Raw genomic sequence first — 16,374 nt, forward strand, 5'->3', positions numbered from 1 at the left:
AATAAAAAAAGTATCTGAAGAATCCAGTACGTAGTTGAAGTCTTTCGTGTGCTGGATTCATGCGCAGCAGACACAAAAGACGTTCGAGGATGAGCATGCGAACCTTCACTTCCAGGAGAGGATCATGGACAAGCATCAACACAGTGAGAAAAACCAGCTGTTCAGTCCACAACATGGCGATCCCTACCTTGCCCTGCCGGGCAGTGGAACCGCGCTCTGCCCGCAGTGCGGCGTCACCTACCACAGAGGCCACTGGTCATGGAAAAGTGCTGCTCCTGCCGACGCACACAGTGTGATCTGCCCTGCCTGCCGGCGCATCGCCGACGATCAACCAGCCGGAACGTTGAAGCTGAGCGGGAAGTTCCTGAGCGGGCACAAGGAGGAAATTCTTCACCTGATCCATAACATCGAGGCGGCGGAAAAGGCCCAGCACGCTCTGGAACGCTTGCTCAAGGTGACCGACAAGGACAATGAGATCGAGGTAACAACTACCGGCATGCACCTTGCTAACCGCATCGGCCATGCGCTGAATGGTGCCTTCAAGGGATGCTCACAGTATCGATACAGCGAGGATGAAAACAGCGTCAACATATCATGGGAACGAGATTGATCGGTTGGACCTGCGGCTCACACGGATGAGGCCGGCGGTGGTCATTCAGGGCTCGCAGGGATTATGCGTAACGCTGGCAACATCGTTGATCCGCATATCGCTGTCGGAGCCCTTCAATGGATGTCCTGCTATTCCTCAAGTCCGCGTTGATCGGCCTATCCATCGCCGCACCCGTCGGCCCCATCGGCCTGCTGTGCATCCAGCGCAGCCTGGCGCACGGGATGCATATCGGCTTCATCAGCGGACTCGGAGCAGCGGCAGCAGATGCCTGCTATGGCGCCCTGGGTGCTTTTGGTATTGGCGCGATCACTCGGCACTTCGTTGAGCTGGCAACTCCCCTCGCATTGGCCGGCGCCCTCTTTATCGCCTGGATGGGCGTGAAGATGCTGGGCGCCACGCCGCCAGAACGCGCCGCTAACACCGTTGACCCGGCACGAGCGCTGCCTGCCTTTGCTTCGGTGTTCGTCCTCACCTTGAGCAACCCGCTGACTATTCTGTCGTTCATCGCCATCTTCGCCACCTTGGCCGGAGGCTCCCCCCTGTCGGCGGCATCCGCCACGCTGATGGTCGTGGGCGTCTTCTGTGGTTCGGCTGCCTGGTGGTTGATGCTGGCACTCGGTATCGCCACGATTCGCCACCGCCTCGATGCCCGGGCGATGCGCTGGATCGACCGCATAGCCGGCGGCTGCCTGCTGGCCTTTGCGGTCTGGCAGGTGCTGCATACGGTGATTGCCTGACTGCGGTCAAGCCATTCCCACGATAGATTCCTTTGCCTCACATACCACCATCGCCGCACCTGACTTTCATTGCATTGATTGCAGCCAGACCGGGGAGCTGCCATGACTGAACAACGACCGCGGATGAATGAAGAAACCCTCGCCTCTGCCGAGCGGGTGCTGGACCTTGTCTAACCTGGCGAAAGCCCAATCCTGGGCGAACCATTGATCCAGCACCATGCTCGTTCCTGGTGCGGCCCGTTGAGTAGACCGGTGCCACTTGATCGTTACGACCGGTAATCCTACCCACTGAAACGCCCCGCAATCATATTACGATCCACCATTTAACCGAGATTTATCTGCCTATAGAGCAACATGGCGCGAGCATTGCTTGTCAACCCGCACAATAAGCAGATAGTTATCGGCTTATGTGCCTCAACCCCTCACCAAAGGCTGCCCAAATTGATCAAGCACAGACTTCCACGCCTGCTAGGCGCCACCCTCTGCAGTCTCGGCCTTCTGGCCGCCAGCACGCAGGCCGAAGAACGCACCCTGCGCGTCTACAACTGGTTCGACTACATCACCCCGCAGACACTGGAAACCTTCAAGCAGGAGAACGGCGCCAAGCTGATCTACGACATCTTCGATACCAATGAAGCACTGGAGGCCAAGCTGCTGACCGGCAACTCCGGCTATGACGTGGTGGTACCGTCCAACGTGTTCCTGGCCAAGCAGATCCAGGCCGACGTGTTCCAGCCGCTCGATCGCAGCAAGCTGCCGAACTGGCAGCACCTGGACCCGCAGCTGATGAAGCTCATCGAAGCCAATGACCCCGGCAACCGTTTTGCCGTGCCCTACATGTACGGCACCGTGCTGATCGGCTTCAACCCGGAGAAAGTGAAAGCCGCGCTCGGCGAGAATGCTCCCGTGGACAGCTGGGACCTGATCTTCAAGGAAGAGAACATCGCCAAGCTCAAGCAGTGCGGCGTAGCCCTGCTCGACTCGCCTTCGGAGATCATGCCAATCGCCCTGCACTACCTGGGCCTGTCGCCCAACAGCAACCAGCCCAAGGACTACGACAAAGCCGGTGAGTTGCTGCAGAAGATTCGTCCACACATCGCCTACTTCCACTCCTCCAAGTACATGGCCGATATCGCCAACGGCGACATCTGCGTGGCTGTGGGCTATTCCGGCAGCTTCTCGCAGGCGGCCAACCGTGCGAAGGAAGCCGGCAACGGGATCGTGGTCGACATGCGCCTGCCCAAGGAGGGCGCGCCGGTCTGGTTCGACATGCTCGCCATTCCCAAGGGCGCGAAAAACCCTGAGGACGCCCACGCTTTCATCAACTACCTGCTGCAACCCAAAGTAATTGCGCCGATCAGCGATTTCGTCGGCTATCCCAACCCAAACAAGGACGCCACAGAACTGGTCAGCCCGGCGATCCGCAACAACCCCAACCTCTACCCCACCGCTGAAGCCCAGGCCACGCTGTACACCCTGTCGCCGCTGGAGCGTAACGCCGAACGCGCCCGCACCCGTGCCTGGACCAGGCTCAAGTCAGGTACCTGAGGCACGGCATCTGTGCCGTAGTCCGGCTGAAATCCGGACTACGCAATGCGAAACAGTTTTTTGTAGGGGCGAATTCATTCGCCAGGGGCGGCGCAGTTGCCCCTTCAACGCCGATGAGCAGGCCCTCGGCCTGCTCGGCGACTGAAGCCGGCCCCCACGGAAAGCCGGCCCGATCAGGCCAACTGCGAAATGGTCTTGCGGAATCGCGTCAGCGCGGCAATGAAGAAAGCGCTGCCGATGCCGATGATCGCCAGCAGCTGCGGCCAGACGATGTCCAGCCCCGCGCCCCGGTAGAGGATGGCCTGGGCCAGCGCGACGAAATGAGTCGTCGGCGCCGCCAGCATGATGAACTGCACTAGCTCCGGCATGCTCTCGCGGGGCGTCGTTCCCCCCGATAGGATCTGCAACGGCATCAGCACCAGGATGGTGAGCAGGCCGAGTTGCGGCATGGAGCGCGCCACGGTGCCGAGGAAAATGCCCATGGACGTGGTGGCGAACAGGTGCAGCGCAGCCGCCAGCAGGAACAGCGCCACCGATCCGCTGATGGGCACGGCCAGCCAACCCTGCACCACCAGCTCCAGCGACAGCGCCGCCGCCACCAGCACGACCAGCCCCATGGACCAGACCTTGGCCAGCATGATCTCGAACGCCGACAGGGGCATTACCAGCAGATGCTCGACGGTCCCGTGCTCGCGCTCGCGGATCAGTGCGGCACCAGTCAGGATGATCGACAGCATGGTGATCTGGTTGATCACCTCCATCACGCTGCCAAACCACGCCTGCGTCAGATTCGGGTTGAACAACATCCGTGGCACCAATATCGCCGGCAAGGGCCTGTCGTCCCGGTAATGCTGGAGGAACTGCTGCACTTCAGTGTCGACGATGCTCTGGATATACCCGGCCCCGCTGAAGGCCTGCCCCACCTGGGTGGCATCGACGTTCAGCTGCAGCGAAGGGCTGCGCCCAGCCAATAGATCCCGCTGGAAACCTGGCGGGATGTCGAGGGTGAAGGTGAATAGCCCGGTGTCCATACCTCGGTCCATACCAGCCTGATCGATCATTACCGGTGGCCGGAAATACGGTGGCTGGAACGCATCGATGAGTTGAGAGGACAACTGCGAACGGTCTTCGTCGACTATGGCGATCGGTGCGTTATGCAAGGTCTCCGGCAGGCCGGTCGCTGAGCTGTACACGCCCAGACTGAAGGCCCAGGCGATCAGCAACAGCATGGCGTAATCGCGCTGCAGGCTGCGGAATTCCTTGAAGCCCAGGTGGAAGATGTTGGCCAGTGCGCGCATGCCTCAGTCCTCCTGCTTCTTCAGGGCCCAGACACTGAGCAGGGTCAGCAACGGGACGGCCACCAGCAGCGGCACGAAATACGGTGCCAGGTCGGCAAAGCCGAGGGCCTTGGAGAACACGCCTCGACTGATCACCAGGAAATACGCAGTCGGGTAGATCTTGCCCATCAGCGCCGCACCGCCCTCAAGCGAGGAGACCGGATGCACCAGGCCGGAAAACTGGATGGCCGGCACCATGGTCGCAATGGCCACCCCAAATACGGCGGCAATCTGGCTGCGTATGAAGGTCGACATCAGCAGGCCGATACCGGTTGAGACGCAAACGTACAGCAGGGCACCGGCCAACAGTGTCGGCAGACTGCCCTTTAGTGGTACGCCGAACACCATTACTGCCAGCAACCCCATCAGCAGGAAATTGAACATGCCCAAGGCGATGTAAGGCAATTGCTTGCCGAGCAGGAACTCCAGCTTCGACACCGGCGTGACGTAGAGGTTGGTGATGGAGCCCAGTTCCTTCTCGCGCACCACGCCCAGGGCTGTGAGCATCGCCGGGATCATGATCAGGAGGAGCGGGATCACCGCCGGCACCATCGCCTGGATGCTTTCGACATCCGGGTTGTAGCGATAGCGCAACTCGATGCCAGCGCTGGCAGGCAAAACCGCGCCACTGCTATTTCGCACCAGCTCACGCAGGTAGTCCGCATGCATGCCCTGCACATAGCCCTGCACGGTGCTGGCGCGGGTGGGCATGGCGCCGTCGATCCACACGCCTATCTGCGGGCTGGCACCTCGCTTGAGGTCACGACCGAACCCTGGCGGAATCTCGATGGCCAGGCTCAGTTCGCCACTGCGCATGCGCATGTCGAGGTCCTGGTAATCGCGGATAGGCGACTTCTCGATGAAGTAGCGCGAGCCTGCGATGTTCAAGGCATAGGCCTGGCTGGTAGTAGTCTGATCGCGATCGAGCACTGCGTAGGGAAGGTCCTCGACATCCAGGCTGATGCCGTAGCCGATGATGAACATCAGCAAGACCGTACCCAGCAGCGCCAGAGTCAGACGGATCGGGTCGCGGCGCAGCTCCATGGCCTCACGCCGCGCATAGCTGAACAGGCGCTGAGGGCTGAAACGAACATCATCCTGGCGGCTTGGCTTGGCCTCAGCGATAGCTGGCATGGCGCCAGGGCCCGGCGCGCTGCCCTGCCCCGCGGCCTCCTCCAGGTATTGGATGAAAGTCGCTTCAAGGCTGTCTTGCCCACGCTTTTCCATAAGGGCTCGCGGCGTGTCGCTGTCGAGCACCCGGCCAGCATGCATCAGCGAAATGCGATCACAACGCTCGGCCTCATTCATGAAATGGGTGGATATGAAGATGGTCACGCCGTCGCGGCGCGACAGTTCCACCATCAGCTCCCAGAAGCCATCGCGGGCGACCGGGTCGACGCCCGAAGTGGGTTCGTCGAGGATCAGGATTTCAGGTTTGTGGATCACCGCCACTGCCAGGGAGAGGCGCTGGCGGATGCCCAGCGGCAGGGCGCCGGGCAACTCGTCTTGCACGCCTTCGAGCTGGAAGCGCGTAAGCATCTCAGCCACCCGAGGGGCGATGCTCGCTACCGGCAAGCGGAATAACCGCGCATGCAGTTCCAGGTTTTGCCGCACTGACAGTTCGGAATACAAGGAGAACGCCTGCGACATGTAACCCACGCGACGGCGCGTAGCCATGTCGTCCCCGTCCACTGGCCGGCCGAACAGGGCGCAACTCCCCTCGCTGGCGGGCAGCAGCCCGGTGAGCATCTTCATGGTGGTGGACTTGCCACAGCCATTGGAGCCGAGAAAGCCGAAGATCTCCCCCTGCTCGATGCGGAAGCTGACGGAATCCACGGCGACAAAGTCGCCAAAACGACAGGTCAGCCCCTCGGCCTCGATCGCCACCTTGACGTCGGCGCCGGCCTGGCGCGTCGGAATCACCAACGGGCGATAGCCACGACGCTTCTGTTCCGGCAACAAGGCGACAAAGGCAGCCTCCAGGCTTTCGCTCGCAGCGTGTTGGCGAATCAGGGCCGGGCTTCCGGTAGCAAGCACACGACCGTCGTCCATGGCCACCAGCCAATCGAAGCGCTCCGCCTCTTCCATATAGGCCGTGGCCACCAACACGCTCATCCCGGGATGGCTCGCACGGATGCGCTGGATCAACTGCCAGAACTGGTTACGCGAGAGGGGATCGACCCCTGTGGTGGGTTCGTCGAGGATCAACAGGTCCGGGTCGTGGATCAGCGAGCAGCACAGGCCGAGCTTCTGCTTCATCCCGCCGGACAATTTGCCCGCCGGCCGCTCCTTGAAAGGGGCCAGCCCGGTACTCTGCAACAGGTCGTCGATACGCCGTTCGCGTTCAGCATGGTCATGCCCGAATAGGCGGCCGAAGAAATCAACGTTTTCGAATACCGTAAGCGTCGGATAGAGGTTCTTGCCCAGCCCTTGCGGCATATAGGCGACACGATGGCAAATGGCGCGACGGTGTGCCGCCGAGCGCAGGTCGCCGTCGAGCACCTGCAGATCACCGTCCTGCAGCTTCCGCGCTCCCGAAATGAGCGCCAGCAGGCTGGACTTGCCGACACCATCCGGACCGATCAGGCCAACCATGCATCCTGTCGGAATATCCAGGTCGATTCCGTCCAATGCATGAGTCCTGCCGTAGCGCAGCGACACCCCGCGCAGGCGAGCCACAGGTTCCTGCACACTGCTCATTGCGGGACCTTGATGCTCAGGCGCTCAGGCCACTCGGCCTCCGGGTCCAGTCGCAGGTAGGCCATGCCCGGCACACCAGTCTTGACCACGCGCATATGCTTGCGCAGCAGCTCCGGCTCGATACGTGCCTTGACCCGAAACATCAGCTTCTCGCGTTCGCTCGAAGTTTCCACCGTCTTGGGCGTGAACTGCGCGACGCTGGCCACATAGGACACCTTGGCCGGCACCACGTACTCGGGCGCGGCGTCCAGCACCACTCGAACCTCCTGGCCCAGCGCCACCCTGCCGGCCTGGGCGGCAGGCAGGAAGAATGTCATGTAGACGTCCACCAGGTCGACCATGTTGAGGACCCGCCCGCCGGCGCCCAGCACTTCCCCCGGCTGGGCGATGCGGTACTGAACACGCCCAGCGCGCGGTGCACGTAACAGGCTGTCTTCGATGTCGGCAGCAAACCGAGCGGTACTGGCAGTGGCAGCCTCGATGGCCGACTGTGCCTCGATGACTTGCGACTGCGCGGCATGCACCCCCGCCTCGGCCGACAACACCTGTGCCCTGGAGGCCGCCAGGGCCGCCTCTGCACTCAGGAGTACGGCGCGATCGTCATCGAGTTGCTGCTGCGCCATGGCCTTGCGCGCCACCAGGGTATGAGTCCGGCTGAAGCGCTTCTGTGCAGCTACCTGCTCGGCCTCACGCTGGTTTACAACGGCCTTGGCCGTAATCTTCTCGCTTTGTCGCTGGGCCACCAAGGCTTCGGCGGTGGCCTTGGCATTCTGGGCGCGACGCACCTCGGCCGTGGCCTGGGCCAGCTGGGCTTCCAGTACCCGCGTGTCCATGCGGGCAAGGACCTGGCCCTGACTGACGAAATCGCCTTCATCCACGCTGATCTCTGCAACGCGCCCAGGCAGTTTGGCCGCCACGTCCACTTCGGTGGCTTCGATACGGCCGTTACCAACGGCAAAGCCATCGCCCAGCCCCGTGGGACGCAGTAACAGCCATGCGCCGAGACCGCCGAGCACCAATACCACGGCCAGACCCAACGGAAATTTCTGTTTGGAAAGCGGTTTCATCAAAACCCTCCGCAAGCTCCGCACCGATGCCGGGATCATCGTCGATCCGACGTAAATATGCCTTGATGCATGTCAGCCGGTCCATGACTGGCAACGTGACTATTCTGAAACCTGCACATCAAACCCCTGGCACCAATCCAAAACAGGTGGCACTGGCACACAAGGGGTTGGCAGGGACAGCAATTCCCCAACTGCTCACTAAAGGCAGACTTGGACTGCAAACATCTGCCCGCATCCGCGATCCGCCAGACCAATAATTAGGGAGCCGCCCCCATGCGAATAACCAGGATCCTCGCCCAATCAACGCTGGCACTGGGCATTTCGCTCATTGGCCTCGGCAACGCCAGCGCCGACTTGCCAGCCGATACCATCGGCCAGGCCACCTTGCCCTTCCCGCCGGAACCCCACCGCGCCTACATCGTCGATGTGGAGTTCGAAAACTTCGTAGCCGGCCGAGTCACCGTAGTCGATCCGGTGAAGAAGCGAATGCTCGGCATGGTCAGCACCGGCTTTGCCGCGCCCTCGACCCTGAGCCGCGACGGCAAGTTGCTGTACACCGCCGACCTGTTCTACTCCCGCGGCACCCGCGGCACGCGCACTGACGTGCTGACCGCCTGGGACACCTCGACACTGTCGCCTTCCTGGGAAGTGCTGATCCCCACCAAGCGCGCTGAAATGCTCACCCAGCGCTACTCCCTGGGAACCAGCAGCGACGACCGCTTCGTCTATGTCTACAACTTCACCCCATCCACCTCGGTGACCGTGGTCGACACCAAGGCCAAGGCCGTGGCCGGTGAAATCGCAATTCCCGGCTGTGTGCTGAACTACCCGGTCGGCAAGCGCGCTTTCGCATCACTGTGCGGCGACGGCAAGCTCCAGTTGGTGACCCTGAACGACGACGGCAAGGAAATCGCTCGCAGCCATACCGCCTTCTTCGACCCGAACGCCGAGAAGCTGGTGGAGCGCGCTTACGCCGTGGGCGACACCTACTACTTCGTCACCACCACCGGCACCGTCCGCGGGGTCGATTTCTCCGGCAAGGAGCCGAAGATCCTGCCGGCCTGGGAGCTGGTCGAAGACACCGAGAAGAAAGCTGGATGGGCACCGGGCGGCTGGCAGCTGATTACAGTCGCACCGAAGCTGAACCGACTCTATGTGCTGATGCACGACGCCCACGAACCGATGAAGTGGGAAGACCCAAGCCCCTACGTGTGGGTCTACGACCTGAAGACCCACAAGCGGATCGGCACACTCGAAGCACCGAACCCGATCTGGAGCCTGCACGCCACCACCGATGACCAGCCGCTGCTGCTGGGCACCAACATCAGCGGCGGCCTGGAAGTGTTCGACCTCAAGAGCGGCAAGCACACCGGCACCATGGAACGCATTGCCAAGACGCCGATCCAGGTCCTCAGCCACTGACGAGGTGCAGCCATGCAACCTGATCCGATCTACACCATCGCCAGCGCGCTCGCTGTTGCGGTGATCCTGGCCAGCGCCGCGACGCACAAATTGCGCGCCCCTGGACGCTTCGCCAACCAGGTGGAGGACTACCAGCTCCTGCGACAGGGTCTGGTACGGCCAGTGGCCCGACTGCTGCCCCTTCTGGAAGCAGCCATCGCCTTCGCCCTGCTGGTACCCGCCAGCCGAGCAATTGCCGCCATGGCCGCCGCAGCACTGCTGACCGGCTACGCCCTGGCCATTTCGGTGAACCTCTGGCGTGGCCGCCGCGATATCGGCTGCGGCTGCGCCGGACCGGACCAGGCCCAACCGCTGCGCCCGGTACTGCTGGCGCGCAATGCCTTGCTGGTGGCCCTGGCGCTGGTCGCCGGCCTGTCGGCGCAAGCCCGCGACCTGGGCGGCTTCGACGGCTTCGTGGTAATCGCCGCCAGCGCCGTGGCCCTGCTCATCTATGCCGCCGCCGATGGCCTGCTGGCCAACGGTCCCCGTCTGCTCAAACTTATTGGAAGGTGAAATATGGAAGGCTTGATCGTCTCCAACATTCTGCTGTGGTGCCTCTTGATTGCCCTGGCCTTCGCCGTGATGGGCCTGGTTCGCCAGATCGGCGTACTCCATGCGCGCCTTGCCCCAGCGGGTGCACTGATGATGGACAAGGGCGTCTCGGTCAACGAAGCCGCACCCAGGGTAACCGCTGCCGACCGTAACGGCCGCCCAGTGAACTTCGGCTATGCCGGCGAGAAGGGCCAGCTGCTGTTCTTCCTCTCGCCCACCTGCCCCATCTGCAAATCCCTATTGCCAGCCATCAAAGCCATCGCCAAGGAGCAGGCCGACCGCCTCGACGTGGTCTACGTCAGCGATGGCGATATGGATGCCCAGCAGGCGCTGATCCGCGAGCACAAGCTGGAAGACGTCACCTATGTAGTCGGGCCGGAAGTGGGCATGACCTACCAGATCGGCAAGCTGCCCTACGCCGCACTGATCGACAAAGGCGGCGTGCTTCGCGCCAAGGGTCTGGTCAACTCGCGCGAGCACCTCGACAGCCTGTTCGAGACTGAGCACCTGGGCAGCGCCACCCTGCAACAGTACCTGCACAACCACGCGCACTCGCACAGCGCCCACCAATAAGAAGGGAGACCCCCATGAAACTGCTAGACCTCCTGTTCGAGCGCTCCACGCGCCACGTCGCCGATACCACTTCGCGACGCAAGCTGCTGGCCCGCCTGGGCTCGCTGATGGTGGCCGGCGCCGCGCTGCCGGTGCTGCTGCCGATCGACCGCACGGGCAAGGCACTGGCCGCCGAGGCGCCCAAAGCCGGCGACCCGGGTGACCCGAACAGCTGCGACTATTGGCGCTACTGCTCCATCGATGGTTTTCTGTGCAGCTGCTGCGGCGGCACCGTGACCTCCTGCCCGCCCGGCACCGAGGTGTCCCAGGTGACCTGGATCGGCACCTGCCGCAACCCCGCCGACGGCAAGGACTACATCATTGCCTACAACGACTGCTGCGGTAAGCACAGCTGCGCCCAGTGCGCCTGCACCCGCAACGACAGCGAGGAGCCGGCGTACCGTCCGTTCAACAACAACGACGTGAACTGGTGCCTGGCGGCCAAGTCACATATCTATCACTGCACCGTCTCGGTGATCCGCGGCGTCGCGGTCTGAGGCGAGGGAGCGCTGCCATGCGATACCTGTTGATTGCCGGACTGATGTGCGCCATGGCAGCCCCATTGGCGCAGGCCCGCGCCATCCCTGATCCGGCGCAGAAGCATGCCCCGGGCAACGAAGCGCTGCAAAAGCCCATCGCTGCGGCTGGCTACAGCACGCCGGTGAACTACCAATTGCAATGTGCCGGTTGCCACTTGAGTGACGGCCAGGGTTCTAGGGCCAACGACACGCCTCGCATGAAGGACTTCGTTGGCAACTTCCTCAAGGTAGAAGGCGGTCGGGAATTCCTCGTACGGGTGCCGGGCATGTCCCAGTCAGCACTGAACGATGCCCAACTGGCCGATCTGCTCAACTGGCTGATGCGCAAGGACGGAATGGCCGGCAAGAGCATGCCGGAACAATACCAGCCATACACCGAAGCCGAAGTGGCTGCGGTGCGGCACGAGGCGATGCTCAACCTGCCACAGACACGGGCGGAGCTGATCGCCAGGATGCGTGAACAAGGTATCGCCATTGAGGACGGCCTGAGCGAATAGTTACTTTTTAGCCTGACGGCTTCGTGCCCGCCCACCGGCGGGCTTTTTTTTGCTTCTATCTGCGTTGCGTGGTGGGCTGTGCACCAGTCACCGAGTGATAGGTGCTTTTACGGGCACGGCAGGGGTGCCCAGTAGATTGGTGCCAATCAACGCGAAGTCCAACAGGGCGAAGCACAGCTTCCCGGGCTCAGATCCCACCTATCCCGGAGGAATACCTTGGAGGGCGGAACGGCGTCTCGCGGAACGAAGCCCGGACTACTTTGGCATCTTGCTGGGTCGCAACATCCATATGCGCCATCGCTGAACCTTGGCTGAAAAATAAAAACCCGGACGAGAGTCCGGGTTTTCTGTTCCAGCTAATTGCGTCAGGCAATCCGAGCGAGTAGATCACGAGCCTCCTGCTTCTGCTGATCGTCGCCATCGCTGATAACTTCGTTGAGGATGTTGCAAGCCGCCTCGATATTCCCTTGTTCGATATAGGCCAGCGCGAGGTTCAGCTTGATGATGTTTTCCTGCCGAGCATCGAGCTGGTCCAGATCCAGGTCTGGCAACGGACTCCTGAACGGATCAGTCAACTCGTCCAACCCATCGGGCTCCGACAGCTCATCCAGCTCGCCGAACGGGCTCAAGGTGTCCTTTGCCAAGGTCAACTCGTAGACTTCTGGCAGCTCTTGGAGATTTCCGGAGATGGGCCCCAGCGGTGCAGACTGCGCGACTGCCTTGCGCTTGGGCTCGGCAGTCTTGAACGGGCTGACGGAATCCCAGTCAGCATCCAACGGATATCCATCGAAATCGGATAGCGGGTCGCCCATGGCCTCGTTGCTGAGCTCTGCCGACGCAGGTGCCTCGGCGTCCAGGACAAATTGGGGTTCCTCGACGACATTGCCTTGTTCCGCCGCGCCAAGTTCCACCAGGCGCCCACGAATATTGGCAACCCGATTCTCATCACATGAAAGTTCACGCAATGCGGCTTCCTCGGATGCGAATGCAACCGGGTCACGCAGCTCAGCCAGCACGTCAAGCAATCGATAACGCAACTCGAGACGCTGAGGGTCGCGGGCAATGGCCGGACGTAGTACCTCCAGTGCTTCCTTGAAGCGTCCAAAGGCAAAGTAGATGTTGGCCCCTTCCAGCGCATCGTCGCCACCCAAGGAAGCGGGAGCCGGAACGATACGCAGGGATACGGGTGCCTTGGCAACCGCAGGTACCGGCTTGGGCTGCGTAGGTTCGACAGTTGGCACTTCATGCAGACGCGGTCGCACAATGTCCTTCGCCTCGCTGGGCTCGATACCCAGTTGAGCGCCTGCGCGACGAGAGCGGCGCAACAGGACCCAGTCCAGCACAAACAGCGTCATCAGGCCCGCGACCATGGTTACCCACCAGAATGGGCTGATATGGGAAGCCGGCTGCTCGGAAAGGTGCGCTGTTGTAGCAGCTTGCGCAGGGGGAGCAATCACCGCAATCGGGTTCTGAACAGGACTCGATGGTTCGTCGACCGGTGCTGCAGCGACCTGTTCGGCTCGCTGCACCTGGGTCTGCAACTCGACAATCTGCTGATCACTACTGCGAAGTCGCTCCTGCAGGGTTTCCAACCTTGCGTGCAGTTCGGCAATGTCCTGGCGTAACTGCTGCCGTTCGACCTCGCCCTGGGCGAGGGCAGAATCCATCCGCTGCTGGGTTTCGAGGATCGCAACCGGAGGCGAAACTTGTTCCGCTGACGGTTTGGTGCTCGGAACGGACTGCGAAGGCTCAGCCTGCACAACAACCGCTGGCTGGTTTGTAACTGCGGCGTCGGGCAACAGCAACGACTGCCCTACTTTCAGACGATTGATATCGCCTCCAGCGAACGCCTGCGGGTTCAAGGCAACGATCCCATCCATCATCTGATGCAGGGGCAAGGAGCTTCCGACGCTCACACTGCGAGCGATGGTCCATAGACTGTCCCCGCGCGCAACCTCATAGCGAGTGCCCTGATTGGCAGGAGGAGCCGCCTTGGATTGAGGAGCCGGGCTCTTCGAGCCAGTCGGCTCAACCTGCGTGTAGCGGGTGTGTTGTGTAGACGCCTGTGCGGCATAGGCAGATGACGCAGGCGGGTCCAACAACAAAGTGTACTCACGAAGCAGGCGGCCGTTTGGACGAACCACCTCGATGATGAAATTCAGATAGGGCTCACGGACCGGCTTGCTCGAAACCACACGGATATGGCTGCCGGAACCACGAATGATCGGACTGAAGCGCAGGTCGTTCAGGAACAGGAAACGATCGACACCAGCGCGTTCGAAGGCATCGGCGGACGCCAGGCTGATCCTGACCTCGCTATCGTTCAGGTCGCCGACCTCAAGCAACTCGATTTCTGCATCGAGAGGCTGATTCAGGGCCGAATGGAGGGAGATCTCGCCTAAACCAAGCGCCGGAACCAGGCCGGAATAGAGCGCGGAACCTGAAGCGAGCGTCAACAGGAGCTTATGAACCCTAGCCATGCATCCTCCCCGGCCATGCAACTCCGTTTCTCTAGTCACTCCAGCCCCTGCCCGGGCATCCTCGAGTGATATGGAGTTCATGACCCTGAAACAACAATGATAGCGGGCGAATGCTCCTTATTCATCCCACTTCCCAGCTGTTTATTAAGGGCTTTCCTTACTCGACGCCTAAATAATGGCAGCTGGCCACAAATACGTTCAAAATTTTACGCCTCATTCGTCGGAAAAGCGCTGCAAACCGACGATGTGCATGACCTGCATCAACGGTTTCGATGCTTGGCTGCCCGCACGCCCCAAGCGGGAACGACAGCCAACATGAAGAGAATACCGACAAGCCAGAAACACTGCTCGAAGGCCTGGGCTTCGGCGGCCGAATCACCACCCGCCGCAAGATGCCGCCACTCAAGGAAAAACGTCAGCAGGTTGACGCCAAAGGCACCACCCAACTGGCGCACGAAGGTAATGGTGCCGGCTCCAAGTGCCAGTTCCTGTGGGCTCAGTATGTCGAGGGAGCCGGTGCTTAGCGCCGGCAGCAGCAGACCAAGCCCGACCCTTCCAACGCACGCCCAAAAGCACAGGACCAGGAACGATGACCCCGTCCCCGCTACGCCAAGGGCCGCCGACGATAGGGCAAACACCAGGAGCCCAACGGCCAGCAACACCGCTGCAGATAGTCGGTCACTCAGCCAACCGCCCAGGAACGAGGCCAGCCCCAGCACCACTCCGGTCGGCAACAGCAACAAGCCAGCCTCGCCAGCGCTGTAACCCTCCACCGTCTGCAGGAAAAGCGGGATCAGGTACGTCGAGCCATAAAGGCCGAGGCCCAGCACCAGCGCCACCCAACTTGCATTGCGAAACGCCGCATGACGCCATAGTTGTAGCGGCAGCAACGGCCGGCTGCTGCCAAGACTGCGATGCAGGAATGCCCCGCCACAGAGCAGGCCGATCATACCTGGCAGCCATGCGACAAGCGCCAGCCAGCCAAATCGCTGCGCCTCGGCCAAGGCGCCGAGCAGTGCGAACACCGAGACAGTCAGCAGGGCAAACGCCCACAGGTCAACGCCCGGAGTTTGCCGGTCCCGGTCACTTGGCATCAGCCACTGGGCGCCGACCAATACCAACAGACAAAGCGGCAGCGGCAACCAGAACACCGCACCCCAGCCGAAGTGATCGATCAGATAGCCGCCGATGGTAGGCCCCAGCGTTGGCGCCACCATGATGCCAAGGCCATAGAGTCCGAGCGCCATGCCGCGGCCGCCTTCCGAGTAAACGCGGAAGATGAGCACCATCGCCAATGGTTGGATGATGCCTGCGCAGGCCCCCATGACGATACGCAGCGCAATCAATTGCCAGGCGGACGTAGCCACCAGGGCCAGCAGGGACGCCAGGCCGAATACTCCGAGGCCAAGTTGCACGGTACGCCGCGCCCCCAGCCGCGCCTGACTCCAGGCAGCGAGGAGCAATCCGCTGGTCATGGCCGCGAGGAACCCGGTGGACAGCCACTGCGCAAGCGGTCGACCAATGGAAAAGTCATCCATGATCGCCGGCAATGCCACATTGATGCTGGTCGAGGCGAGGATCATCGCCATGCTGCCCAGCATCAGGAGGCCTAGCAACAACTGCGGATACCGCGCGCCGAAACGCCCGCGCAGGGCCTCCAGGTCCTGCCCCATCAGAGGTTTTCCAGGTTGGCCAGTATCCGTGCGTGAACTTGCTGGCAGCGTCGCAGTTCCTCTTCGTCGATACCGTCGAAGAGTTCCTGGCGAAGCTGGCTGGATATCGTCTCGAGCTTCTCGATCAGGGGACGGGCCGGCGGGCAGAGGGCAATTTTCTTTGCGCGCCGATCCTCGGCGACGGCCATGCGCTGCACCAGACCTTGCGCCTCAAGGCTGTCGAGCAAGCGCGCCAGCGTTGGCCCCTCGACGCCTACGCTCTTGGCCAATTCACGCTGGGTTGGCAGCTCTTCGAAACGTGCAAGGTGCAAAAGCACCAGCCAGCGTGCCTGGGAAAGGCCCAAGCCAGCGAGCCGGCGATCCAGCTCGGCACGCCAAGCTCGGGACATTTGCGCGAGCTGCATGGCAAAACGGTGTTGATCTGGGTACGACATTGGAATGGCTCAAACTGCTTTATCTAATTATTAGCCAGCTAATCATAGCCTCAGATCGCCGGCAAGCCCCCCCCGCCCCGGCCACATCAAACTAATGATCTTCAACGGAGCTCGATGGCGACTCGAT

14 protein-coding genes are annotated in these 16,374 nt (G+C 61.7%); 8 read left to right on the forward strand and 6 right to left on the reverse strand.

Translation table 11 applies throughout. From position 1 onward, the window contains the following. Positions 1 to 124 precede the first annotated feature (124 nt). From OXH74_RS22035 to OXH74_RS22045, 3 genes are all read left to right on the forward strand, one after another. Positions 125 to 610, forward strand: coding sequence for a BCAM0308 family protein (locus tag OXH74_RS22035; RefSeq protein ID WP_375738863.1), 486 nt, complete (start codon positions 125 to 127; stop codon positions 608 to 610). Positions 611 to 726: 116 nt separating this feature from the next. Beyond that, on the forward strand, positions 727 to 1,347 hold the full coding sequence (locus OXH74_RS22040; RefSeq protein WP_375738864.1) for a LysE family translocator: 621 nt from the start codon (positions 727 to 729) through the stop codon (positions 1,345 to 1,347). Between the two features lie 441 nt (positions 1,348 to 1,788). Beyond that, a complete protein-coding gene (locus tag OXH74_RS22045) occupies positions 1,789 to 2,895 on the forward strand; it encodes a polyamine ABC transporter substrate-binding protein (RefSeq protein WP_375738865.1) in 1,107 nt (368 codons plus the stop codon). A 173-nt stretch (positions 2,896 to 3,068) separates the two neighbouring features. On the opposite strand, the gene OXH74_RS22050 is transcribed toward OXH74_RS22045, so the two are convergent. Genes OXH74_RS22050 through OXH74_RS22060 form a run of 3 tightly spaced genes read right to left on the reverse strand, consistent with a single transcriptional unit; the run spans position 3,069 to position 7,999 of the window. Continuing rightward, complete coding sequence (locus OXH74_RS22050; RefSeq protein WP_375738866.1) at positions 3,069 to 4,193, reverse strand: ABC transporter permease; 1,125 nt, start codon at positions 4,191 to 4,193, stop codon at positions 3,069 to 3,071. A 3-nt stretch (positions 4,194 to 4,196) separates the two neighbouring features. Further along, on the reverse strand, positions 4,197 to 6,932 hold the full coding sequence (rbbA, locus tag OXH74_RS22055; RefSeq protein WP_375738867.1) for a ribosome-associated ATPase/putative transporter RbbA: 2,736 nt from the start codon (positions 6,930 to 6,932) through the stop codon (positions 4,197 to 4,199). After that, complete coding sequence (locus OXH74_RS22060) at positions 6,929 to 7,999, reverse strand: HlyD family secretion protein (RefSeq protein ID WP_215380172.1); 1,071 nt, start codon at positions 7,997 to 7,999, stop codon at positions 6,929 to 6,931. Before OXH74_RS22060 ends, rbbA begins: the two co-directional genes overlap by 4 nt. Positions 8,000 to 8,272: 273 nt before the next feature. Between OXH74_RS22060 and OXH74_RS22065 the strand changes: the two genes are divergently transcribed. Genes OXH74_RS22065 through OXH74_RS22085 form a run of 5 tightly spaced genes read left to right on the forward strand, consistent with a single transcriptional unit; the run spans position 8,273 to position 11,660 of the window. After that, the gene (locus OXH74_RS22065; protein ID WP_375738868.1) at positions 8,273 to 9,421 is read left to right on the forward strand and encodes an amine dehydrogenase large subunit; all 1,149 of its coding nucleotides are present in this window, start codon (positions 8,273 to 8,275) and stop codon (positions 9,419 to 9,421) included. Between the two features lie 12 nt (positions 9,422 to 9,433). After that, positions 9,434 to 9,973, forward strand: a complete 540-nt coding sequence (locus OXH74_RS22070; protein WP_375738869.1) for a MauE/DoxX family redox-associated membrane protein — start codon at positions 9,434 to 9,436, stop codon at positions 9,971 to 9,973. Between the two features lie 3 nt (positions 9,974 to 9,976). Further along, positions 9,977 to 10,585, forward strand: a complete 609-nt coding sequence (gene mauD, locus OXH74_RS22075; protein ID WP_215380166.1) for a methylamine dehydrogenase accessory protein MauD — start codon at positions 9,977 to 9,979, stop codon at positions 10,583 to 10,585. A 14-nt stretch (positions 10,586 to 10,599) separates the two neighbouring features. Next, a complete protein-coding gene (locus tag OXH74_RS22080; protein ID WP_215380163.1) occupies positions 10,600 to 11,121 on the forward strand; it encodes a methylamine dehydrogenase light chain in 522 nt (173 codons plus the stop codon). A gap of 17 nt (positions 11,122 to 11,138) precedes the next feature. Continuing rightward, the gene (locus OXH74_RS22085; protein ID WP_375738870.1) at positions 11,139 to 11,660 is read left to right on the forward strand and encodes a cytochrome C; all 522 of its coding nucleotides are present in this window, start codon (positions 11,139 to 11,141) and stop codon (positions 11,658 to 11,660) included. Between the two features lie 365 nt (positions 11,661 to 12,025). Here the strand turns inward: OXH74_RS22085 and OXH74_RS22090 are convergent, their stop codons facing one another. The 3 genes from OXH74_RS22090 to OXH74_RS22100 form a co-directional block, all read right to left on the reverse strand. Further along, positions 12,026 to 14,221, reverse strand: a complete 2,196-nt coding sequence (locus OXH74_RS22090) for a FimV/HubP family polar landmark protein (protein WP_375738871.1) — start codon at positions 14,219 to 14,221, stop codon at positions 12,026 to 12,028. A 179-nt stretch (positions 14,222 to 14,400) separates the two neighbouring features. Then, entirely contained in the window at positions 14,401 to 15,813 is a 1,413-nt protein-coding gene (locus tag OXH74_RS22095) for a DHA2 family efflux MFS transporter permease subunit (protein ID WP_375738872.1), read from the reverse strand. After that, the gene (locus tag OXH74_RS22100) at positions 15,813 to 16,247 is read right to left on the reverse strand and encodes a MarR family transcriptional regulator (protein WP_215380150.1); all 435 of its coding nucleotides are present in this window, start codon (positions 16,245 to 16,247) and stop codon (positions 15,813 to 15,815) included. The genes OXH74_RS22095 and OXH74_RS22100 overlap by 1 nt, the downstream gene beginning before the upstream one ends. Positions 16,248 to 16,374: the final 127 nt, after the last annotated feature.

This window comes from Metapseudomonas boanensis (assembly GCF_042232855.1).
Lineage (GTDB): Bacteria > Pseudomonadota > Gammaproteobacteria > Pseudomonadales > Pseudomonadaceae > Metapseudomonas > Metapseudomonas boanensis.

Excerpts from the sequence above, each read along its gene's own strand:
- OXH74_RS22065 (WP_375738868.1), top strand. The coding sequence starts at position 8,273 with ATGCGAATAACCAGGATCCTCGCCCAATCAACGCTGGCACTGGGCATT.
- OXH74_RS22100 (WP_215380150.1), bottom strand. The coding sequence starts at position 16,247 with ATGTCGTACCCAGATCAACACCGTTTTGCCATGCAGCTCGCGCAAATG.
- mauD (WP_215380166.1), top strand. The coding sequence starts at position 9,977 with ATGGAAGGCTTGATCGTCTCCAACATTCTGCTGTGGTGCCTCTTGATT.
- OXH74_RS22080 (WP_215380163.1), top strand. The coding sequence starts at position 10,600 with ATGAAACTGCTAGACCTCCTGTTCGAGCGCTCCACGCGCCACGTCGCC.
- OXH74_RS22070 (WP_375738869.1), top strand. The coding sequence starts at position 9,434 with ATGCAACCTGATCCGATCTACACCATCGCCAGCGCGCTCGCTGTTGCG.
- OXH74_RS22035 (WP_375738863.1), top strand. The coding sequence starts at position 125 with ATGGACAAGCATCAACACAGTGAGAAAAACCAGCTGTTCAGTCCACAA.
- OXH74_RS22090 (WP_375738871.1), bottom strand. The coding sequence starts at position 14,221 with ATGAACTCCATATCACTCGAGGATGCCCGGGCAGGGGCTGGAGTGACT.
- OXH74_RS22095 (WP_375738872.1), bottom strand. The coding sequence starts at position 15,813 with ATGGGGCAGGACCTGGAGGCCCTGCGCGGGCGTTTCGGCGCGCGGTAT.
- OXH74_RS22060 (WP_215380172.1), bottom strand. The coding sequence starts at position 7,999 with ATGAAACCGCTTTCCAAACAGAAATTTCCGTTGGGTCTGGCCGTGGTA.
- OXH74_RS22085 (WP_375738870.1), top strand. The coding sequence starts at position 11,139 with ATGCGATACCTGTTGATTGCCGGACTGATGTGCGCCATGGCAGCCCCA.
- OXH74_RS22040 (WP_375738864.1), top strand. The coding sequence starts at position 727 with ATGGATGTCCTGCTATTCCTCAAGTCCGCGTTGATCGGCCTATCCATC.
- rbbA (WP_375738867.1), bottom strand. The coding sequence starts at position 6,932 with ATGAGCAGTGTGCAGGAACCTGTGGCTCGCCTGCGCGGGGTGTCGCTG.
- OXH74_RS22050 (WP_375738866.1), bottom strand. The coding sequence starts at position 4,193 with ATGCGCGCACTGGCCAACATCTTCCACCTGGGCTTCAAGGAATTCCGC.